This is a genomic window from Saliphagus sp. GCM10025334 (assembly GCF_042663485.1).
In the GTDB taxonomy this organism is placed as follows: domain Archaea; phylum Halobacteriota; class Halobacteria; order Halobacteriales; family Natrialbaceae; genus Natronosalvus.
Genome location: NZ_JBHTAF010000001.1, coordinates 633747 through 653337, shown reverse-complemented (window position 1 = coordinate 653337; position 19591 = coordinate 633747). Strand labels below are relative to the sequence as shown.

At 59.1% G+C, this 19591-nt stretch carries 30 protein-coding genes and 1 tRNA gene; 23 read left to right on the top strand and 8 right to left on the bottom strand.

Translation table 11 applies throughout. From position 1 onward, the window contains the following. Positions 1 to 10 precede the first annotated feature (10 nt). The 3 genes from ACFQO4_RS03015 to ACFQO4_RS03005 are packed head-to-tail and all read right to left on the bottom strand — an operon-like array spanning position 11 to position 2338. The gene (locus ACFQO4_RS03015; RefSeq protein WP_500259511.1) at positions 11 to 1444 is read right to left on the bottom strand and encodes a 7-cyano-7-deazaguanine synthase; all 1434 of its coding nucleotides are present in this window, start codon (positions 1442 to 1444) and stop codon (positions 11 to 13) included. Continuing rightward, positions 1441 to 1866, bottom strand: a complete 426-nt coding sequence (locus ACFQO4_RS03010; RefSeq protein WP_500259510.1) for a hypothetical protein — start codon at positions 1864 to 1866, stop codon at positions 1441 to 1443. Before ACFQO4_RS03010 ends, ACFQO4_RS03015 begins: the two co-directional genes overlap by 4 nt. After that, positions 1859 to 2338 carry a hypothetical protein gene (locus tag ACFQO4_RS03005; RefSeq protein ID WP_500259509.1) on the bottom strand — a complete coding sequence of 160 codons (480 nt, stop codon included), beginning with the start codon at positions 2336 to 2338 and terminating at the stop codon, positions 1859 to 1861. The genes ACFQO4_RS03010 and ACFQO4_RS03005 overlap by 8 nt, the downstream gene beginning before the upstream one ends. 178 nt (positions 2339 to 2516) lie before the next feature. Here ACFQO4_RS03005 and ACFQO4_RS03000 point away from each other — a divergent pair, with 178 nt between their 5' ends. Continuing rightward, the gene (locus ACFQO4_RS03000) at positions 2517 to 2753 is read left to right on the top strand and encodes a ribbon-helix-helix domain-containing protein (protein ID WP_500259508.1); all 237 of its coding nucleotides are present in this window, start codon (positions 2517 to 2519) and stop codon (positions 2751 to 2753) included. Beyond that, the gene (locus ACFQO4_RS02995) at positions 2713 to 3015 is read left to right on the top strand and encodes a type II toxin-antitoxin system RelE family toxin (protein WP_500259507.1); all 303 of its coding nucleotides are present in this window, start codon (positions 2713 to 2715) and stop codon (positions 3013 to 3015) included. The genes ACFQO4_RS03000 and ACFQO4_RS02995 overlap by 41 nt, the downstream gene beginning before the upstream one ends. A 1-nt stretch (position 3016) precedes the next feature. On the opposite strand, the gene ACFQO4_RS02990 is transcribed toward ACFQO4_RS02995, so the two are convergent. Continuing rightward, entirely contained in the window at positions 3017 to 3520 is a 504-nt protein-coding gene (locus tag ACFQO4_RS02990; protein WP_500259506.1) for a hypothetical protein, read from the bottom strand. Positions 3521 to 3598: 78 nt separating this feature from the next. After that, complete coding sequence (locus ACFQO4_RS02985) at positions 3599 to 4480, bottom strand: DUF6610 family protein (protein ID WP_500260447.1); 882 nt, start codon at positions 4478 to 4480, stop codon at positions 3599 to 3601. A 244-nt stretch (positions 4481 to 4724) separates the two neighbouring features. Between ACFQO4_RS02985 and ACFQO4_RS02980 the strand changes: the two genes are divergently transcribed. The 3 genes from ACFQO4_RS02980 to ACFQO4_RS02970 all read left to right on the top strand — a co-directional run bounded on the left by ACFQO4_RS02980 (position 4725) and on the right by ACFQO4_RS02970 (position 6072). Beyond that, the gene (locus ACFQO4_RS02980) at positions 4725 to 4997 is read left to right on the top strand and encodes a PadR family transcriptional regulator (RefSeq protein ID WP_500259505.1); all 273 of its coding nucleotides are present in this window, start codon (positions 4725 to 4727) and stop codon (positions 4995 to 4997) included. Positions 4998 to 5139: 142 nt separating this feature from the next. Beyond that, the gene (gene ddfA / locus ACFQO4_RS02975; protein ID WP_500259504.1) at positions 5140 to 5388 is read left to right on the top strand and encodes a DdfA family disk-determining factor; all 249 of its coding nucleotides are present in this window, start codon (positions 5140 to 5142) and stop codon (positions 5386 to 5388) included. A gap of 279 nt (positions 5389 to 5667) precedes the next feature. Beyond that, complete coding sequence (locus ACFQO4_RS02970; protein ID WP_500259503.1) at positions 5668 to 6072, top strand: zinc-ribbon domain-containing protein; 405 nt, start codon at positions 5668 to 5670, stop codon at positions 6070 to 6072. Here ACFQO4_RS02970 and ACFQO4_RS02965 read toward each other — a convergent pair. From ACFQO4_RS02965 to ACFQO4_RS02955, 3 genes are all read right to left on the bottom strand, one after another. Then, the gene (locus ACFQO4_RS02965; protein WP_500259502.1) at positions 6069 to 7199 is read right to left on the bottom strand and encodes a tyrosine-type recombinase/integrase; all 1131 of its coding nucleotides are present in this window, start codon (positions 7197 to 7199) and stop codon (positions 6069 to 6071) included. The genes ACFQO4_RS02970 and ACFQO4_RS02965 overlap by 4 nt on opposite strands. Positions 7200 to 7387: 188 nt before the next feature. Continuing rightward, positions 7388 to 7458 (bottom strand) — tRNA-Gly (locus tag ACFQO4_RS02960). A gap of 150 nt (positions 7459 to 7608) precedes the next feature. Continuing rightward, positions 7609 to 9525 (bottom strand): polysaccharide deacetylase family protein, encoded by a 1917-nt coding sequence (locus tag ACFQO4_RS02955; protein ID WP_500259501.1) that lies wholly within the window; start codon positions 9523 to 9525, stop codon positions 7609 to 7611. A gap of 270 nt (positions 9526 to 9795) precedes the next feature. On the opposite strand from ACFQO4_RS02955, the gene ACFQO4_RS02950 reads away from it, so the two are divergent. Genes ACFQO4_RS02950 through ACFQO4_RS02865 form a run of 18 tightly spaced genes read left to right on the top strand, consistent with a single transcriptional unit; the run spans position 9796 to position 19590 of the window. Continuing rightward, a complete protein-coding gene (locus ACFQO4_RS02950) occupies positions 9796 to 10683 on the top strand; it encodes a putative RNA uridine N3 methyltransferase (RefSeq protein ID WP_500259500.1) in 888 nt (295 codons plus the stop codon). Positions 10684 to 10687: 4 nt separating this feature from the next. Then, positions 10688 to 11707, top strand: a complete 1020-nt coding sequence (locus ACFQO4_RS02945; RefSeq protein WP_253433975.1) for a 50S ribosomal protein L3 — start codon at positions 10688 to 10690, stop codon at positions 11705 to 11707. Positions 11708 to 11718: 11 nt separating this feature from the next. Then, positions 11719 to 12471, top strand: coding sequence for a 50S ribosomal protein L4 (gene rpl4p, locus ACFQO4_RS02940; RefSeq protein WP_500259499.1), 753 nt, complete (start codon positions 11719 to 11721; stop codon positions 12469 to 12471). Next, on the top strand, positions 12468 to 12722 hold the full coding sequence (locus ACFQO4_RS02935) for a 50S ribosomal protein L23 (RefSeq protein ID WP_312912430.1): 255 nt from the start codon (positions 12468 to 12470) through the stop codon (positions 12720 to 12722). Before rpl4p ends, ACFQO4_RS02935 begins: the two co-directional genes overlap by 4 nt. Positions 12723 to 12724: 2 nt before the next feature. Next, positions 12725 to 13447: a 50S ribosomal protein L2 gene (locus tag ACFQO4_RS02930; protein ID WP_500259498.1), complete on the top strand. Its 723-nt coding sequence runs from the start codon at positions 12725 to 12727 to the stop codon at positions 13445 to 13447. After that, on the top strand, positions 13444 to 13869 hold the full coding sequence (locus ACFQO4_RS02925) for a 30S ribosomal protein S19 (RefSeq protein WP_253433984.1): 426 nt from the start codon (positions 13444 to 13446) through the stop codon (positions 13867 to 13869). The genes ACFQO4_RS02930 and ACFQO4_RS02925 overlap by 4 nt, the downstream gene beginning before the upstream one ends. 7 nt (positions 13870 to 13876) lie before the next feature. Further along, positions 13877 to 14350, top strand: a complete 474-nt coding sequence (locus tag ACFQO4_RS02920; RefSeq protein WP_500259497.1) for a 50S ribosomal protein L22 — start codon at positions 13877 to 13879, stop codon at positions 14348 to 14350. Then, on the top strand, positions 14350 to 15345 hold the full coding sequence (locus ACFQO4_RS02915) for a 30S ribosomal protein S3 (RefSeq protein ID WP_500259496.1): 996 nt from the start codon (positions 14350 to 14352) through the stop codon (positions 15343 to 15345). Before ACFQO4_RS02920 ends, ACFQO4_RS02915 begins: the two co-directional genes overlap by 1 nt. Beyond that, entirely contained in the window at positions 15345 to 15566 is a 222-nt protein-coding gene (gene rpmC / locus ACFQO4_RS02910; protein WP_500259495.1) for a 50S ribosomal protein L29, read from the top strand. Before ACFQO4_RS02915 ends, rpmC begins: the two co-directional genes overlap by 1 nt. A 10-nt stretch (positions 15567 to 15576) precedes the next feature. Further along, positions 15577 to 16014 (top strand): ribonuclease P protein component 1, encoded by a 438-nt coding sequence (locus ACFQO4_RS02905; protein WP_500259494.1) that lies wholly within the window; start codon positions 15577 to 15579, stop codon positions 16012 to 16014. Continuing rightward, the gene (locus ACFQO4_RS02900; RefSeq protein ID WP_500259493.1) at positions 16005 to 16460 is read left to right on the top strand and encodes a 30S ribosomal protein S17; all 456 of its coding nucleotides are present in this window, start codon (positions 16005 to 16007) and stop codon (positions 16458 to 16460) included. The genes ACFQO4_RS02905 and ACFQO4_RS02900 overlap by 10 nt, the downstream gene beginning before the upstream one ends. Then, a complete protein-coding gene (locus ACFQO4_RS02895; protein ID WP_253433997.1) occupies positions 16460 to 16858 on the top strand; it encodes a 50S ribosomal protein L14 in 399 nt (132 codons plus the stop codon). The genes ACFQO4_RS02900 and ACFQO4_RS02895 overlap by 1 nt, the downstream gene beginning before the upstream one ends. 8 nt (positions 16859 to 16866) lie before the next feature. Beyond that, positions 16867 to 17223, top strand: coding sequence for a 50S ribosomal protein L24 (rplX, locus tag ACFQO4_RS02890; protein WP_500259492.1), 357 nt, complete (start codon positions 16867 to 16869; stop codon positions 17221 to 17223). Then, positions 17220 to 17948 carry a 30S ribosomal protein S4e gene (locus tag ACFQO4_RS02885; RefSeq protein ID WP_500259491.1) on the top strand — a complete coding sequence of 243 codons (729 nt, stop codon included), beginning with the start codon at positions 17220 to 17222 and terminating at the stop codon, positions 17946 to 17948. The genes rplX and ACFQO4_RS02885 overlap by 4 nt, the downstream gene beginning before the upstream one ends. After that, positions 17945 to 18490, top strand: a complete 546-nt coding sequence (locus tag ACFQO4_RS02880; protein WP_500259490.1) for a 50S ribosomal protein L5 — start codon at positions 17945 to 17947, stop codon at positions 18488 to 18490. Before ACFQO4_RS02885 ends, ACFQO4_RS02880 begins: the two co-directional genes overlap by 4 nt. After that, positions 18483 to 18665 carry a 30S ribosomal protein S14 gene (locus ACFQO4_RS02875; protein ID WP_254160197.1) on the top strand — a complete coding sequence of 61 codons (183 nt, stop codon included), beginning with the start codon at positions 18483 to 18485 and terminating at the stop codon, positions 18663 to 18665. The genes ACFQO4_RS02880 and ACFQO4_RS02875 overlap by 8 nt, the downstream gene beginning before the upstream one ends. Then, on the top strand, positions 18662 to 19054 hold the full coding sequence (locus ACFQO4_RS02870) for a 30S ribosomal protein S8 (protein ID WP_254160199.1): 393 nt from the start codon (positions 18662 to 18664) through the stop codon (positions 19052 to 19054). The genes ACFQO4_RS02875 and ACFQO4_RS02870 overlap by 4 nt, the downstream gene beginning before the upstream one ends. Positions 19055 to 19056: 2 nt before the next feature. Further along, on the top strand, positions 19057 to 19590 hold the full coding sequence (locus ACFQO4_RS02865) for a 50S ribosomal protein L6 (RefSeq protein ID WP_500259489.1): 534 nt from the start codon (positions 19057 to 19059) through the stop codon (positions 19588 to 19590). Position 19591: the final 1 nt, after the last annotated feature.

Genomic DNA, 19591 nt, shown 5'->3' with positions numbered 1-19591 from the left:
CCTTACAGTACTACTGGGCCAGTTTCTGTTGCTGGCCGGTTAGTAGGGTCTGGATGGTAGGGTTCTGCTCGGAAACCAGTTCTAAGGCTTCCGTGAAGTTTTCAGCGAACTGATAGTGTTGTTCGTATATCGGCTTGTTCAATAACTCCGGATACTCGGTTGCGAGATCTCGAGGATCATCCTCTAAGATACGGCGGCAGAAGTATGCTATCTCTGCTGTAGCTTTGAAAAATACATCTTCTGAGTTTGCGTTGTTATTCTGGACTTCTTTGATCTCTACGTTGTAACTCTGGTTTTCGAAGTCGGCTGAAACTAGTGGGTTGTACTTAGAGAGGTCTTCTAACCCGATTTCGTGACTGCTCTGTATTATACCGATGTTCCGTATGAGACAGGGTACACATAGCCCGCAGTTCTGGTTTCCGAACCGTGCCTTATGTGGGCAAGAGACGGTCTTCTGTACTGTTTCAGTAGTAGGCACCATCTCAATGATTTCGGCCTTTGTTTGGTTGACAAACGGGTTTTTGACTGTAACAGGCTCGGAAAGACTGTTTTCTAGTATCTTGTTAAAGTAGGTGAGGAAAAGTGGTGAAACCGTTCTCGTGGTCATCCAGCCTTCGGACAGTATGTGGAATCGAGCCATGATCCCGTTTTCGAAACAACGTATTTCGTTGGCTCCGTTGGCTGAGGCGGCAGCAGCTGCAAAGCTGAGATGGAGAAGTCCTCGAGAGAACTGGGTTGATTCACCGGTACCTTCGTACCGTGCTTTAAAGATCAGTGGCCTAATCCCTGCATCTTCTGCAATCCCTTCCACTTTAGGTTTAACACCGCTCCCATAGTTTACGGTAACATACTCCGAATCCGTTTCTTGAGACTTGTTGTGGTATACTCCGGCGGTGCTATCTAACCCATCTGAAAGCAAACTAACCATTTCTTTCCCATTTTGAGGGATATGCTGACTTACAGACTTGGCTTCATTGACAAAGCGGAAGTCGTACTCTATAACGTCCCGAGTCATGTGGGACACCATCTCCGAGTAAAGCTGTTCCATCTCCTCAGTCGCTATCTCTGGAGAGAGAACCGGGATCTGAAGCTTTATATTCCGCGTGTTGAGCCTGCTTTCATCAAAGTCCTCATGATTAACCTTTATTTCTCGATCTACTGCCTTGTCAGCAGCAAATGTGGCTACAGCGATCTCAACAATATCTAAGATCTTGTCGGGTACCTTTCCGAAGAAGAGACTGTGGGTGATAGAATGATCGTACTTAACCGCTTCATCAGTTTGCGGCGGTTTCCATCTGTCATAGTCTGGATAGTGAGGTACTTCGTCTCCTTGGTATGGAATGACCGCGATGGTATCGTCGTAGTCGGTACTCTCTCGATGAGTAGAGTCTGTACGGTTCTGAAACTCCGGGTGCCTTTGGACATAGAACTTCTTCGTTGTCATTCCAGTTCCTCCAGAATGGTTTCGAGAAGGGTTTCCCATTCGCCAAACTTGTTGTGGATCGCTTGGTGGACGCGTTCTTCAACGTCATCGTGTTCAAGTCGGGAGATGTCTCCGGATTCGATTACTTCGGATACGACGTCATCTTCTTTCAGGTGGTCGACGAGGTCTTGTGCCCAGTGTTCGCACCGTTCGAGCATCTGTTCGCGTTGGTCCTTGAGAAGTTGGTCGCCGTCCGTACTGAGGTGGAGCTGCGTTCCAATATCGTCGATTTCGTCGTCGCTAGACTTCAGTTCCTGCATTATGAAGCTGAAGATGAACTGGCGGAAGTAGACTACAAATAGTCCTTCGTTCCCGTGTTCTTCGATGAACTCTTGGATGTTCTGTTCCGCCTCTTCTTCGTCTATGAATTGATCGTCACTCATCGTTGTTCGAACCTTTTGTCTTCATCGCGTCAGCCCCGTTAGAAATAACGCTTCCAAGGGTCGCTTTCGCGGCTTCCTCTGAAGGAGTGCCAAAGTTGTTGTTTACCTCATCGACTCCTCTTGCTACTGTCTCGTTTTCAGAGGCGGCTGAAACTGCATGCTGTGAAGTATTGATAATTCCCCCGGAGACCTGGTTAACGATCTCTCCTTGGATCGCGCTTTTTCCGGTAGCTTCGATACCTGCTTGGATACCATCCTGGCTCGCAGTTTGGATGAAAGTGTTTGTATGTTTGAGATAGGAGTAGGCCGTGACTTTAGCCGGGCCGTTCGGTTGTACAGCTAACGCTCCAGTAACAGCAATATCAACAGCCATCTGAGTACGGTTTGATTCTAAGGCCTTGTTCATCCCCTTCTTCGCATCTGAGTATCCTATACTAGATGCTGCGGAGGAACTGGCAGACGCACTTCCCATATACTTTGAAAGTTTAAAACACCAACCATAAATAGTTACTGTCTAGTGACACCAGGGCTTTTAGATTCTCGGAGAACCCCGGTTGATGACAGAAACGCTGAGATAGTCGCTTAGAACACCCAATAAGTTATGGCTGAGAACGATAACTCATATAAAAATTATATGAATATTATATAGTATGCCAACAACCACTGTAGATCTTCCGTCTGTCCTCTACCAGTACGTCGAGTCAGAGGTTGAGGAAGGCCAGTATGCTTCGAAAGCGGAAGCCATCCGGTCAATGATACGGAAAGAGATGGAGCGAAGACACAGCGTCACCGAACCACTATCTCGTGAAACACTGGAAGCAATAGAAGAAGCCCGGGAACAGGACGATGCGGGAAACATTAGAGAACTTATCGAAGACAACGTATAAACCGCGTTTCCAAACCGATTTTGAAGACCTGGACGAAACCGTAAAGACATCGGTAGCAGAAGCCGTCGAAGAACTCGTCTCAGACTATCTAACAGATCCCTGGCACCATCCCAACGTCAAATACATCGAAGCAGAAGGAAGCGTCTGGCGGCTAAAAGTCGGGAATCGAGGCCAAAAAGTCGATCACAGAATCTTCTTCGACATCAACGACAACGGACTAGTGTTCCTCTCAGTCAGTCACCGCGATACCGCGTACAAATAGGTCATTCGCTTAGGACCTGTGAACCGTTAAGCAGAATATCTTGATGAAGCTGGAAGGCGGCCTCCACTTCGCCTTGTTCTTCGATTTCAGTCGTGTTAGAAGGCGTCCAGTTCAGAAGATCGTGTGCGTATGAGTTCCTAGCCATGTTCAGATTTTTCAGAATACGGTAGTTGTTCTCGCTGAGTATGCCGGTTTGGCGAGACTGATCTAGTATCTGGTTGTGGTTCATCTTCTCGATAAAGAATAGTTCGTCGTCAGTAAGCCCCTTCTCCCTGTAGTATTGTTTGAATGCGTCATAGAGGTATGCTTCAAAAAACGTGTTGAGAAGGATGATAACGGTTGCACGGTGACCTTCATCTCTGGCACGCCATAACTGCTCCCGGTATTCTGAGAACCAGTCGATCTCTTTCAACCGATCTGTGATTCTGTTGAGTTCTTCAGGCCAGTCTTCGTTTTCAGCAAGTTCGTCAAGCCTCTCATATTTCTCATCTGTATTTGACTTCATCAGAGTATGTCACCAAGCATTCTTGAATCGATATTCCTGTGTTTCTTTTCTATCTATATTTAAGTGTTTGAATTACATCTAATCCAGTCCTTCCCGGTACTCGATAAACTGCTTCGCTTTCCGGTTTTGAAACGCCCAAGCCACGTCTTCACCCTTGTACTCGTACTGTTCTACATAGGCGTGCTCGAGTTCTTCTCTAGTGAGTATGAGATCGCCACCTTGGTCCATAAAAATCGGTTCGTCCGGTTCTTTCACCGCAGGCCCATACAGGTCTCGAGGCCCGGTACCCGGCCAGATACCTTTGTCTTGCCAGTACGTTTTGATCTCTTCCAAGGATTTCTGGACGGTCTCCCTGACTGTAAGCTGATCGGCGGGCTGCCAGCCATCACGGCTCCAGTACTCGCCGTTGTACGCTACTCTGTGGAACCCGTTCCAGTCCAACCCCACGATGTCAGCTGGTGGATCACCGGTGAGCGTGGGCTGCGTCAAATCCTGGATCACCTCGTACTGTTTCGGCGGTGACGCTCCCAAGAGATGAATTTTCAAACCTCGCCAGTCCACTATATCAGAGAAATCTGAAGCTTGGACGTCGCTGTAACCCATCGAGTAACCTAGTATGAGATCTTCACCGAGTATCTCGAGTGCCTCACGGCACTTCGGCACCGCAACGTACTCTTTGTACGGATGCTCGTCTCGAAGTTGTTCAACAACCAAGTCCAGTTCCTCCGCTTCTTCTTGTGTATAGGCGTCACCGAGGACTGCAACTGATGGATCATATCGTTCAAATTTTTCCAGATAACGGTCGAGATCCGGGTCTCGGAAATCGTTATCCAACATTATGACTGGAAGATCGACGTTTGGAACCTCCTCGATCTGATAGCTGTAGTCTTCTCTGACCCCGACCGCGTACCCTAGTTCATAGGCATCGGTCGCGAACGGATGCCGGTGTAGAAAACCGATATACTCCGCTTGCTGTGCGTCCTCGATCGATACGATTCAATGACCCACCTCATATCTCCCTAATCTGAGAGACCAACGGAGTACTGCTTACTGGAACACCACCGTTCAGATGGCGCCCAGACAGTTCGCATCCAGTACACCGGTAAGCACGGTGATAGCAGACAAATATTCGGTTACTTCTGCCGTGGGTTGTTCCGTATGCTCAGGATTACAAATACAATCAAAAAAGTGAGTATTCCTGAGTATGGACGATCTCACAGGGTTCCAACGAGACCTCTTATACGTCATTGCCGGTGCCGACCAACCATCCGGACAGGATGTCAAAGAAGAGGTGGAGCAGTACTACAGCACCGAGATCAACCATGGACGGCTGTATCCCAACCTCGACACAGTAGTCAACAAAGAGCTAGTCGAAAAGGGGCAGCTAGACCGGAGAACGAATTACTACGCGATCACGGACTCGGGAGAACAAGCGATTGAAAAGAGACGAGAGTGGGAATTACAGTACGTCGATTAGCTGACGGACACCTCGTAGTAGTTCATGTACTTCGACAGGTCACGTATCAATACCACTCAAACTGGATTTACTTCGAAATCAATGACTGCTGGTAACAATTGTATCGAAAAGTATTACCGAGATGCTGTGCCCTGTAGGGCTAATGACTCAGTCTCTTGCAAGCGAGAGCAATGAGATACTCGAACAGATTCTAGACGGAGTAACCGCTCTTGAGGACACAGACCCATTAGAGCTTCCTCCACTCTATGACGTCGTGGATCCTGACGCATTGGAGGCGATCTTTTCTACAACCGTTAGTGGGGCTACTCGAGTTGGCCGAGTAGAATTTCCGTACGCAGGTCACACAGTTACTGTGGAGTTTGAGGAAGAGCCGCTAGTTAGAGTTGAGTGAGAGCAACTGAAGCTTCGACGCTATCTCTCCTCACCAAATCAATACAGGGATCAGACAACGAGAACAAACCGTAGCGTCTCTTCTCTATTCTTCTCAGCCTTGAAAAACCAGGTTTGAAACAGGCTTCAACAGACTCTATCCAGCTTTGAGAACCAGGTCGGAATCAGCTTTGAAACCGGAAACGACTGTACACCGTACCACGGTTCTCCTGTGAAGCCAAATACTCTTGCAGGACTGAAGAGCACTATCATACTGTCATGGGTAGTGTGGATACACCACATGGAATACTGTCGGACCTGCGATGAAGAGATAACTGACGCTGCAAACTACTGTCCACACTGCGGTACCAGCCTCAATGACAAACTTGACTCTGAAGAAGGGTTAGACAAGTTCTGGAACGCTGTCGATGGATTGGTAGACAGCCAAGTTGACGGGTTAAAGGACTGGGATCTCACGGTCCCAGCTTACATGGAGGATGAGTACGTGCTCGGGTTACGGATGTACGTCATGGGAAATGCGAAGGGCACAATCCGCACCCTCATCTTGTTAGCTGCCGATGACTGGGATGATGTTGACCCGGACGATCTCGATCTATCGTTTGTCTACGACCGGATTATCCAACGGATCGATGAACGCGAAACCGATATCAAAGCCGCAGTAAACGTTGAGGAACCCGATTTTTAGTCCCACTGGTTGACGGTTTCCTGTCTATCGTCTACGGGTGCTTGATCGTACCGGATCGCCATCTCATACGACTTCTGTCGGAGCTGTTGTTGGACCGCGGCCGGTCCTTGGTCTCGGCTCATCTGTGTCCCTACACTGTGTCTAATACTGTACCAGGTGAGGCTTCGGTTCTCGACAGGTATTTCAGCGGTTTCACACAGCTTTTTCAGAAACCGGTTGAGCGAGGAACTACTGTAGGGGTTGCCGTATCTGGTCAGCCAAAGTGCATCCGTGTCCTGGTATTTGTCGTAGTTTTCTCTTTCAGCCAGCCAGTGCTGAAGCATGTTACAACTTTGGTCGCTTAACGCGACGTGCCAGTTCTCCGTGTTTTTCGTGGACTCTTCCTTTGGAATCCGGAGCAACCGGTTCTCGAGGTCCAGCCAACTGGTTTTCGCACGGCCCACTTCGATAGGCCGGAAGCCAGCGTCCATCGTGGTGTAAAGGATTGACGGGTATTTCCAGCCGTTCGCACGGTCCCAGTCCTTCTTCGAAACCTCGGACTTCGGTTTCTCGAACCGTTGAGCTAAATGCGCTTTCCATTTATCTCGTTCTTCAGGCGTCAACGAATTGTAGTGCGGGATAGATCCGTGTTCGAGAACGGCTTGTTTGAGCTTCCGGCGTTCCTCACCACTAAGAAAATCCTTGATCTGGTGAGTACTTGAGGAGGCGGTGAAACTGATCTCAGGCTCCCACTCCACGTCTTTTCCTTTCTCGTACCGGTAGTATTTGAACAATGTTTTCAACGCTTTCTGGAATCCGGCCTTAAGCGTCTGCGAGGTCTCCTCGTAGATCAAGTGCTTGATGTACTGGTCGGCATGATCCGGAGTCATGCTGAGCGTGTACCCGTCTTCCTGTTCCCAGACCCAGCGATAGAACCTATCCAGTTTGTACGCGCGTTGGCGGACGGTCGCGTACGCGTAGCCTTCAGCCCGGTCCGGATCTTTCCCAAGATGGTTCATCCACTGTATCAGGTTTTTCCGGAACGCTTTGTAGTCTTCAAACTGGCGTGGGTTCACGTATTCCGCTGTGGGCTTCGGAACCAGGGGTACTCCGTCTAACTCGCCAGTATTCGGGTTGGTGTGATTCATGACAGGGGTCGCCTCCGATCTCCGCAAACGGGGTGGGAATCGGTCTCTGTGCTTCTAGTAAGCCTGACAGCTTTTATAATCGCTAGACAGCGGAGCACTACTGTTCGAGTACCCACGGTGTGAGCTTTGAACGACATGGTTAGGTTTCACGGGGAAACCCGGAAAACCTGCGGGAGAAGGGCTGTGTATGCGCTGGCTGGGATTTGAACCCAGGTTGTGACCATGGCAAGGTCACGTGATACCACTACACTACCAGCGCCCTGTTGCACCCTCACCTACACCGGCAAGGGTGTATAAGGGTTGCGAATCGGGAGGGGTGTGGGCTACGACTGCACGCCTCATGCCTCGAGCCCGGCCGGCGGTTTATCGACTCGATAAATGCCTCGAGGCCGGTGGCCACGGCGTCGGCTCACTCAATCTCGAGCGACCAGTCGCCGTCGGCCTCGACGTCGATCCAGCAGACGTTGGCGGCGGCGTACGACCGGGAACCCTGGAACTCCCCGCTCTGGTTGACCAGCTGTTCCCAGCTACCGTCGGCTCCCCAGCCGTCCACGATGAACGTCCCATCCCCGCTGTGAGTGACCTCGAGGCTGAGGTCGTCTTCGGCCCACAGCGGGCCAACGAACGACGGCCCCGACCCGGACGCCGAGGTTGGGACGTCCGTCAGGTCATCGGCGTGAACTTCGGGCTGGTCGAGACCGATCTCCCACTCGCCGTCGGCCTCGATGTCGAGTTCGTAAGAGCCCTCGCCGACGATCATCATCGACTCGCCGTCCGCACCGCCGGCGGTCTGTACCAGCAGGTCGTCGGCCAGTTCACCGTCGTTCGACTGGAGCCTGGCGACGAGGTCGCCGTCGGCCGAGACCTCTCCAACGAGGATTCCCTCGGAGAGGTCGAACGAGTCCGACGTCGTCGAGCCGTCGCCGTCGAACGAGAGCGAACGGCCGCTCTCGAAGATCGTTCCCTCCGGTCGTTCGGCGGGTTCGTCCTCTTCGCCATCGTCGCCGTCGCCACCGCCACCGAGGTTACCGTCGACCACGTCCGACAGCGTCACGACGTCGAGACCGCGCTGTTCGATGTGGTTGAGCAGGTGCTCGAGGTCGTCGATGGACATGCTGTTCGACGTCGACTCGCCCTCGACGATCCGCGGAATGCGAAGGATGGAGAGCTGGTTCCACTGGTCGACGTTGTTGATGTGACGGCGGACGCCCTCGTGAAGGGCCGGCCCCCAGATCTGAGGGAGGGTGTGAATGGAGGTCGGATTGCCGCTGGTCGGTCCGCCACCGAACAGCAGCCCCGACTCGTAGTGCTCGCGGAGTGCCTCGTGGGTCTCCTGGGTCATCCGATCGTCCGGGACGACGAAGTGCCGAGCCCCCTTTTCGAAGCCCCGCTCTTCGAGCGCGGTTCGGGTGGCTTTGAGGACGCGCTCCTGGCGCTCGATGGGCATCTCCGGTAGCGCACCCTGACTCACAGGATAGGCACAGACGTCCCAGCCCTGATCCTGCAGTTCCTCGAGTTGCTCGAGCGACATCTGGCTGCGTCCGCCGATCTGTTCGGGATCGACGGCGACCGCTGCAGACCAGCCGCGCTCCTCGAGCATCGGGGCGGCGCGCTCGTACTGGGTACGGTGGCCGCCGTAGAACGCCAGGATTGCCTTGCCGTTGTCGACGCCCTGCGTCTTCCGGAGGTCGTCGACCACGAGTCGCGTGGGTCCGTCCTCGGGGCCGTACCCGATGATGTTTAGCCGGCTGACGTTCGGAAGGTCGGGTTCGCCGTACTTCTGGCCGTATCCGAAGTCGATGCGGAGCCAGCCTTCGTACCCGCCAGGGACCACACGGATGCTCTTCAGTCGGTTTCCACGGCTGCCGCTGGTTTCGACTTCGAGGGCGACCCGATTGGCCGACTCCACCTTGACCGCCAGCGAGACGTCGTAGCCGCCGAGGTCGAGCCGATCAGGGAAGGCCGTCGTGGCGATGACCTGATCCGAGTCGCTCTCGAGGACCGCCGCCTGCGATCCGGTTCTGGCTTCGTCGGGTGCGGCTTCGATCGTTCCCTCCGTCGTCCGCCAGTGCTCGAGGTTCTCGAAGGTGTCGATGGCTTCGCCGGCGTCGATCGCGGGCCACGCGATGTTACCACCGTCGTCCTCGCCGTTCCCGGTTCGATCGCTGTCGCCGTTTCCGTTGCCGTTGCCCGACGTTCCGTTTCCGTTTCCGTTTCCGTTTCCGTCCCTTGGATCGCTGCCGGGAATCATGTCCAGACAGCCAGCGAGCGATGCCGAGCCTGCGCCCAGTGCAGCCAACAGCTTGCGTCGAGATGACGGTTGCATTGGGCCACCGTCTGGTGCCGGGTGCCTTCTTAATGGAGGATATAATGAAATGAATCCAACCGTTTCACGGATAAGGACCGACCTTTCCCTCTCGCTAAGCGCGCCGAACCCGGTAGCGATTGCCGCATTCTCGGGGCCATTTTGTGTGCCCGAGTGTCACGAATTTGGCCCTGCGAACCCCTCACAGCCGGGAATCGAATCCGCTACCCTTTTAAGACACTGTCCGTAACACATCGCTACAGTCTAGTGACGAGGCGCCGAAGTCGCGGTATGACCGTCAGCGTGCTCGTGCCGTCGTCACTCAGCCGGGAAGCCGAGGACAAACGCGAGGCCACTCGCAAACTCGGATACGTCGCCCGTGCGGCGACCATCTTCCGGGCCGATCGCCTGATCGTCTACCCCGATTCAGGGGGCGACGACGGGCGATTTGGCGGCGGGTTCGTCGAAACCGTCTTGCGGTACGCCGCGACGCCCCCGTACCTCCGAAAGGAGGCCTGGGGCAAGCGGGATGAACTGGAGGCCGTGGGCGTCTTACCGCCGCTCCGTGCCCCGTCACAGACCGGCTCCGAATCGAACGGTTCGGGGTCGACAAGACAAGGAATCGTGACCGAGGTCGGACCTGAAGGGCGCGTCCGGGTCAATTGCGGACTGCAACACCCGATCTCCCTCAACACCCCTCCCGGAATGGAGGTCGACGAGGGAGAGCGCGTGACCGTCAGGATCTCTTCGCGACGACCGGTCCGGGCGAAACTCGTCGACGAATCCCCACCAGGATTCGCCGTCGAGCGGACGGACCTCCCGGCAGCACTCGGCCGTGAGGACGCCGGCGTTCGCATCGCGGCCTCCCGATACGGTGAACCGCTCACCGTGGGACGCCTCGAGACGCTGGCCGGACGCGTCGAACGGGACGGGATGACCGTCGCCTTCGGCGCACCCGAGAGAGGGTTGCCGGACATCCTCGGTATCGACCAGGGGACCATCGAGGCCGCCTACGGCGATACCGAGGACGACGCAAACGTCGAACCCAGCGATCTGCGCACGGAAACGGAAACGGGGTTCGACCTCTGGCTCAATACGGTTCCGAACCAGGGGAGCGCGGTCGTGCGAACGGAGGAGGCTCTGTTCGCCACCCTCGCCCCCCTCTCACTGAGAGCGTGATAGAATGCCACAACCAAACGCACCACGCAAAGGCTCACTCGGGTTCGGCCCACGAAAGCGGGCGACCAGCGAGGTCCCACGCTTTTCCTCGTGGCCGGACGACGACGGACAGCCAACGCTCCAGGGCTTCGCGGGCTACAAGGCCGGCATGACCCACGTGGTTATGGTCGACGACACCGCTAACTCGCCGACCGAGGGAATGGAACAGACCGTTCCCGTGACCATCGTGGAGACGCCGCCGATGCGCGCCGTCGCCCTGCGTGCGTACGAGAACACACCGTATGGACAGCAACCGATTACCGAGGTCTGGACCACCGAGTTCGTCGACGAACTCGAGCGCGTCCTCGACGTCCCCGGCGACGAGTACGACGCCGAGGCCGCCGAAGACGAGTTCCGCGAGGAACTCGAGGCCGGTCGGGTCGACGACGTTCGCGTCATCACCCACACCGTCCCCGGTTCGATCCCCTCGGTTCCCAAGAAGAAACCCGACGTCATGGAGACGCGCGTCGGCGGCGGCTCCGTCGAGGAGCGCGTCGACTTCGCGCTCGAGACGATCGCCGACGGCGGCGAGCACGTCATGAACGACGTGTTCCGCGCCGGCGAGTACGTCGACGCCAGCGGCGTCACCAAAGGGAAAGGTACCCAGGGTCCCGTCAAGCGATGGGGCGTCCAGAAGCGCAAGGGCAAGCACGCCCGGCAGGGATGGCGCCGCCGCATCGGGAACCTCGGTCCCTGGAACCCTTCCAGGGTCCGCTCGACGGTTCCCCAGCAGGGCCAGACCGGGTACCACCAGCGGACCGAGCTCAACAAGCGCCTCGTCGACATCGGCGACGGCGACGACGCGACGGTCGACGGCGGCTTCGTCAACTACGGCGAGGTCGACGGCCCGCACGCGTTGATCAAGGGCTCGCTCCCCGGGCCGAACAAGCGCCTCGTGCGCTTCCGCCCGGCGATCCGACCCGGAGACCAGCCGCGTCTCGATCCCGAGGTGCGCTACGTCTCCACCGCATCCAACCAGGGGTGAACTAGCAACACATGAACGCAACAGTACGAGACCTGGACGGCGCAGACGCGGGGGAGGTCGAGCTCCCGGCGGTCTTCGAGACGGAGTACCGCCCGGACCTGATCGCCCGCGCGGTCCGCGTCGCACAGGCAAACCGAAAACAGGCCTACGGCGCCGACGAGTTCGCCGGGATGCGAACGCCCGCCGAATCGTTCGGTAGCGGTCGCGGGATGGCCCACGTACCCCGGCAGAACGGACGCGCTCGCCGCGTCCCGCAGGCCGTCAAGGGACGAAAGGCCCACCCGCCGAAAGCCGAGAAGGACCAGGGCGAATCGATCAACAAGAAAGAACGCAAGCTCGCGACCCGAAGCGCTATCGCCGCGACGGCCGACGCCGAGCTCGTCGCCGAACGCGGACACGCCTTCGACGACGACGCCAACCTGCCGCTGGTCGTCAGCGACGACTTCGAGGACCTCGTGAAGACGAAGGAGGTCGTCTCCTTCCTCGAGGCCGCCGGGGTCGACGCGGACATCCAGCGCGCCGACGACGGACGCAGCGTCCGCTCGGGGCAGGGCAAACTCCGCGGTCGCAAGCACAAAGAGCCCAAGTCTATCCTCTTCGTGACCTCGAGCGACACCGGTCCATCGCGCGCCGCCCGCAATCTCGCGGGTGCCGACGTGGCGACCGCTGCCGAGGTCAACGCCGAGGACCTCGCACCGGGCACCCAGGCCGGTCGGCTGACCGTCTGGACCGAGAGCGCCCTCGAGGAGGTGGCTGACCGATGAGTTCGATCATCGAGTACCCGCTCGTCACCGAGAAGGCCATGAACGACATGGACTTCGAGAACAAGCTCCAGTTCCTCGTGCACGTCGACGCCTCGAAACCCGAGATCCGGGACGCCATCGAGGAGCGCTTCGACGTCGAGGTCGCGAACGTGAACACACAGATCACCATGGACGGCACGAAGAAGGCAACGGTGACGCTGGGCGAGGACGACGACGCCCAGGAAGTCGCCTCACGAATCGGGGTGTTCTGAACATGGGACGACGAATCTTCGGTCAGCGGCGAGGACGCGGATCGCCGACGTTCCGCGCACCGTCGCACCGATACAAGGCGAATCTCGAGCACAAGAAGCTCGAGGACACCGACGTGGTCTCGGGCGAGATCGTCAGCATCGAGCACGACCCGGCCCGCTCGGCACCGATCGCGGCCGTCGAGTTCGACGACGGCGAACAGCGCCTGATCCTCGTTCCCGAGGGCGTCGCCGTCGGCGAGGAGATCCAGGTCGGCGTCAGCGCCGAGATCAAGCCCGGGAACACGCTCCCACTCGCGGAGATTCCCGAGGGGGTCCCGGTCTGTAACGTCGAGGCCAAGCCGGGCGACGGCGGCAAGTTCGCCCGCGCCTCCGGCGTCAACGCGGACCTCATCACCCACGACCGCAAGGCTGCGGTCGTTCAGCTGCCAAGTGGCGAAGTCAAGCGGCTCGATCCACAGTGTCGCGCCACCATCGGCGTCGTCGCCGGTGGCGGCCGCACGGAGAAGCCGTTCGTCAAGGCAGGAAAGAAGTACCACAAGATGCGCGCCCGCGGGATCAAGTGGCCGCGCGTCCGCGGGGTCGCCATGAACGCCGTCGACCACCCCTTCGGTGGCGGCGGTCGTCAGCACCCCGGTCGCCCCAAATCCGTCTCGAAGAACGCACCGCCGGGACGGAAAGTCGGTGACATCGCCTCCCGGCGAACCGGTCGAGGTGGAAACAAATGAGTTCGGAATACCGTACCGGCCGCGAGGGTGAGGAGTTCACCTACCGCGGTCACACGCTCGAGGAGCTCCAGGAGATGGAGCTCGAGGAGGTCGCTGACGTGCTTCCGGCACGCCAGCGACGGAGTATCGTGCGCGGGCTCTCGGTCGAGCAGGAGAAGCTGCTCGAGAAGGCCCGCGAGAAAGACGAACAGGAGACGGCCAACTCGCCGATCCGGACGCACCTGCGCAACATGCCGGTGCTGCCGGAGTTTGTCGGGCTGACGTTCGCCGTCTACACCGGACAGAGCTTCGAGCGCGTTCGGATCGAGCCCGAGATGATCGGCCACTACCTCGGTGAGTTCCAGCTCACCCGATCGTCCGTCACGCACGGACAGGCCGGTATCGGCGCGACCCGATCGTCGAAGTTCGTCCCACTGAAGTGATCATCGCATGGGAATCAACTACTCAGTCGACGCCGACCCGGACACCACCGCGAAAGCGATGCTCCGGGAGCGTCACATGAGCCACAAGCACAGCAAGGAGATCGCCCGCGAGATCAAGGGTCGAACGGTCGACAACGCCGTCGAATACCTCGAGGCGGTCGTCGAGGGCGAGCGCTCGGTTCCGTTCCGGTCGCACAACTCCGGCGTCGGCCACCGCTCGGACATCGACGGCTGGGACGCCGGTCGCTACCCCGAGAAGGCCAGCAAGGCGTTCCTCGAACTGCTCGAGAACGTGGCGGCCAACGCCGACCACCAGGGCTTCGACGGTGGGTCGATGGAGATCGCCCACTGCGCCGCCCACAAGGTCGGCGAGTCCGTCGGGCGCAAGCCGCGTGCGATGGGCCGGGCCTCCGCCTGGAACACCCCGCAGGTCGACGTCGAAATCGTCGTCGCGGACACGGACGCAGAAGGTGACGACTAATGGCAGACGAACACGAATTCATCGAGAACGGCCTGCAGCGGTCCCAGATCGACGAGTTCTTCGAAGAGGAACTCGGCCGCGCGGGCTACGGTGGCATGGACGTCGCCAAGACGCCGATGGGCACACAGATCGTCCTCAAGGCCGAGAAGCCGGGGATGGTCATCGGCAAAGGCGGCGAGAACATCCGGAAGGTCACGTCGGCCCTCGAGGAGAAGTTCAACCTCGAGGACCCCCAGATCGACGTCCAGGAGGTCGACGAACCCGACCTCAACGCGCGGATCGTCGCGGACCGACTGGCCAACGCCCTCGAGCGTGGCTGGTACTTCCGGAAGGCCGGTCACACGACGATCGACCGGATCATGGACGCTGGCGCCCTGGGGGCCGAGATCGTCCTCGCCGGAAAGGTCACGGGTGCGCGCTCGCGCGTCGAGAAGTTCAACCGTGGCTACATCAAGCACAACGGCGAACCCGCCGAGGAGATCGTCGACACCGGCCAGGGCGTCGCGGTCATGAAGCTCGGCACGATCGGCGTGACGGTCAAGATCATCCCGCCGGGAGCCGAGCTTCCCGACGACTTCCGCATCCACGACGACCTCGATCCAGCGGAAGTCGTCCCCGATGCCGTCGAGGCCAACGAGGCCGAGGGCGTCGAGGAGTTGCTCGAGGGTGAACCGGAAGAGGCCGAGGCCGAGACTGACGAAGGCGAAACGGAAGCCGAAGGTGGCGAACCGGCACCCGCCGACGAGGCCGAGATCGACGAAGAAGTCGTCGAGGAGGTTCTCGAGGAAGAAGTCGCCGACGAGGAAGAGACCGACGCTGGCGAATCCGAGGCAGCGGTCGGTTCCGAAGACGCCGAGGACGTCGAGGAGGAACTCGACGAGCTCGACGAGGAGATCGAGGCGGAAGCCGAGGACCTCGTCGCGGAGATGGAAGCCGAGGACGAGGGCGACGAAGCCGAAGCCGAAGATGAAACAGACGAGGGAGGTGACGCCTGATGGCAATCCTCCACAACGAGGAAATCCGCGACATGACGCCCGCCGAACGGCAGTCCGAACTCGAGGACCTCGAGACGGAACTGCTGAACGCCAACGCTGTCCTCGCCGCCGGTGGCGCCCCGGAAAACCCGGGCGAAATCGGCGAGCTCAAGCGGACCATCGCGCGGGTCAAGACGATCCAGCGTGAAGAGGGCGACCTCGACGGCGCCGACGAGGAATAATCGATACACGATGGCACTGACACCCGAAACGCTCCCACGACACGAACTCAACGGCCTGCCGGTCCGGGTCGTCGATAGCGACGACGCTGGCCGCGTGGGTATCGAGGGACGAGTCGTCCTCGAGACGACCAAGACCCTTTCCATAGAAGTTCGAGACGAGGGGACGTCCCGGGTGCTCACCGTGCCGAAATCGGGCTCGGTATTCGAATTCACGATCACAGATGAAGCCGCCGGAGACGAGAAGTCTCCGGGGACTACGTCCAAACTGGCCGACACACAACCTGTCGATGACGAATCGACAGACTGCGCCGACGGTGACAGCGTCGGCGACCGTGCCAGCGGGCACGCTGCTGGCGAGGACGTAGCCTACGTTACGGTCGATGGATCGCGACTGCTCTCACGACCCGCCCGACGCACCGAAACGAAAGGTGACTCACCATGGCAATAGGACTAGATGTTGAAACGCCTCCGGAACCCGAAAACCCGGAGGAGTACGACTACGAGACGTGTCCGTTCTACGGCGACCTGCCGGTCCGAGGTCAGATCCTCGTCGGCACCGTCGTCTCCACGGACATGGACAAGACTGTAGTCGTCGAGCGAGAGTACGACGTGACGGTTCCGAAGTACGACCGTCAAATGAAACGTCGCTCGCGCATTCCGGCACACGTGCCGGGCGTGCTCGAGTCGCTCTCGGTCGGCGATACGGTCAAGATCGCAGAGACCCGACCACTGTCGAAGACGAAATCGCACGTGGTCGTCGAAGTAACCCAGGAAGCGACCGCCGTCGACGTCGCCGAGTTGACGCTGGAGGAGGAACACGACCCTCAGCTGTCGGCCGAAGACTTAGCCGGCGGTTCCGGCGACGAGGACGAAGCGACCGAGGGTGATCAGTGATGGAGGCGATGAAAGCCGACGTCACGCAGGGCCTGAAGAAGGGCTCGCTCGTGACCTGCGCCGACAACTCCGGCGCGCGCGAGTTGAAAATCATCAGCGTCGCGGGCTACCACGGCACCAAGAACCGCCAGCCGAAGGCGGGCCTCGGTGACAAAGTCACGGTCTCCGTGACGAAGGGGACGCCCGAGATGCGACGGCAGGTCCTCGAGGCCGTCGTCGTTCGCCAGCGGAAGTCGATCCGCCGGCCGGACGGGACGCGCCTGAAGTTCGAGGACAACGCCGCCGTCATCGTCGACGAGAACGAGGAGCCGCGAGGCACCGAGATCAAAGGGCCCATCGCCCGCGAGGTCGCGGAGCGCTTCGGCGCAATCGCCAGCACGGCGACGATGATCGTATAGGATAGACTATGAGTAAACAACCACGCAAACAACGAACCCAGACTGAGCAGGCGCCGCTTCACCAGAAGCACAAGCAGGTTCACGCCACGCTCTCGGCGGACCTCCGCGAGGAGTACGACGTGCGTCGCACCCGCGTCAACGCGGGCGACCGCGTCGAGGTCATGCGCGGTGACTTCGCCGGCGACGAAGGCGAGGTCCTGCGCGTCGACCTCGACGAGGCCGTGATCCACGTCGAGGACGTAACAGTCGAGACGGCAGACGGCGAGGAAGTCGCCCGACCGCTCGACGCGTCGAACGTCCGGATCGTGGAGCTCGACCTCTCGGACGAGCGTCGCGAGGCGCGCCTGGAAGGTGATAGCGAATGAGCAACCATCAGAAACGACTCTCGGTACCGAAATCGTGGCCGGTCGAGCGCAAGACCGACGTCTTTACCGTCAAAGCGCGCGCCGGCCCCCACGGCGAAGCCGGCGTCCCGCTGGTCATCGTCCTTCGGGACGTCCTCGGCTACGTCGACTCGAAGAAGGAAGCCCGCTACGCCCTCTCCCAGGACGCAATCCTGGTCAACGGCGAGCCGATCAACGACGAGAAGCGTCCCATCGGGATGTTCGACATCGTCGGCTTCCCCGGACGCGAGGAGTACTACCGCGTCTTCCCCGACGAGGGCGGCCGCCTCTCGCTGACCGAAATCGACGCCGATGCCGCAGACAGCCGTCTCGGTAAGGTCGTCGGCAAACAGCAGGTCAAAGGCGGCGAGACGCAGCTCTCACTCCACGACGGCACGAACGTCGTCGTCGACGAGGAGTACAGCACGAACGACTCGGTCGTCGTCGACAACGAGGACAAGTCGGTCGTCGCTCACTTCCCCTACGAAGAGGGTGCGCTGGTCACCGCCGTCAGCGGCAACCACGGCGGGAAGATCGGCGAACTCGTCGACATCGACGTGACCCTCGGCAGCGGCTCGAACATCGTCACGGTCGAAACCGACGACGGCGAGTTCGAGACCGTCGAGGAGTACGTGTTCGTCATCGACGAGAACTTCGTCGGCGACGACGACTCGTCGGAGACGGCGACCGGAGGTGACGACGAATGAGCGAAAGTGAAGCCGGCGAGGCCGACTTCCACGAGATGCGCGAACCCCGCGTCGAGAAAGTCGTCGTCCACATGGGCGTCGGCCGCGGCGGCCGCGACCTCGGACGCGCCGAGGACATCATCGAGGAGATCACCAGCCAACAGAGCGTCCGCACGCAGGCGAAGGCGACCGAACCCGAGTTCGGCATCCGCCAGGGCGACCCGATCGGCACGAAGGTCACCCTCCGCGGTGACGACGCCGAGGACTTCCTCGAGACGGCGCTGCCGCTCGCGGACCTCTCGGCGTCGCAGTTCGACCAGACCGGGAACTTCAGCTTCGGCGTCGCCGAGCACACCGAGTTCCCGAGCCAGGAGTACGACCCGAACGTCGGGATCTACGGCCTGGACGTGACGGTCAATCTGGTCCGACCGGGCTATCGCGTCACGAAGCGAGCCAAAGCGACCCAGGCGATCCCGTCGCGACACCGGCTGACACCCGAGGACGCCATCGCGTACCTCGAGTCGAGTTACGACGTGGACGTGGAGGTGCCAGACGATGAGTGAGAGCGAAACTGAGAACGAACAGACGGGCGAGCACGCCGCCAAGCGCACGGGGCAGGAAGCGGCCTGCCAGCGCTGTGGTCGCAAGCAGGGGCTGGTCGGCAAGTACGACATCAACCTGTGCCGGCAGTGTTTCCGCGAGATCGCCCGCGACATGGGATTCAAGAAGTACAAATGACCGGGAACGATCCACTCAGTAACGCGCTGTCGGGCATCGACAATGCCGAGAGCGTCGGACACCTGAGCCACGAGGTAGAACCCGCCTCCAACGTCATCGGCAGCGTCCTCGAGGTCTTCTACGACCGCGGGTACATCGACGGCTTCGAGTTCGTCGACGACGGCAAAGCCGGGACGTTCGAGGTCGAACTGAAAGGAGCGATCAACAAGTGCGGCCCCGTCAAGCCCCGATATTCCGTCAAGGCCGACGAATTCGAGAAGTGGGAGAAGCGATTCCTCCCGGCTCGAGACTTCGGCGCGCTCGTCGTGACGACGAGTGAAGGAATCATGAGCCACTACGAGGCTCGAGAGCAGGGCATCGGTGGCCAGGTGATCGCATACGTCTACTAACAATGCGAACCGAACTGGACATCCCAGACGACGTAACCGCCGAGGTCGATCACCTCGACGTGACGATCGAGGGCCCGGAAGGCAGCGTTACCCGCCGCCTCTGGTACCCCGACGTCACCGTCGACGTCGACGACGACCGCGTGGTCATCGAGAGCGAGACGGAGAACGCGAAAACGAACGCGACCGTCGGCACTTTCGAGAGCCACGTCCGAAACGCCTTCCACGGTGTGACCGAGGGATGGGAGTACGAGATGGAAGTCTTCTACTCTCACTTCCCGATGCAGGTCCGCGTCGAAGGCGACGAGGTCGTCATCGAGAACTTCCTCGGCGAGAAAGCACCGCGACGAACGACCATCCACGGCGACACCGAGGTGAACGTCGACGGCGAAGCGCTGACGCTCTCCGGCCCGAACAAGGAGCACGTCGGCCAGACCGCCGCCGACATCGAACAGCTGACCAAGGTGAAAGGCAAGGACACCCGCGTCTTCCAGGACGGGGTCTACATCACCCAGAAGCCACAGAAAGGAGGTGCCTGAT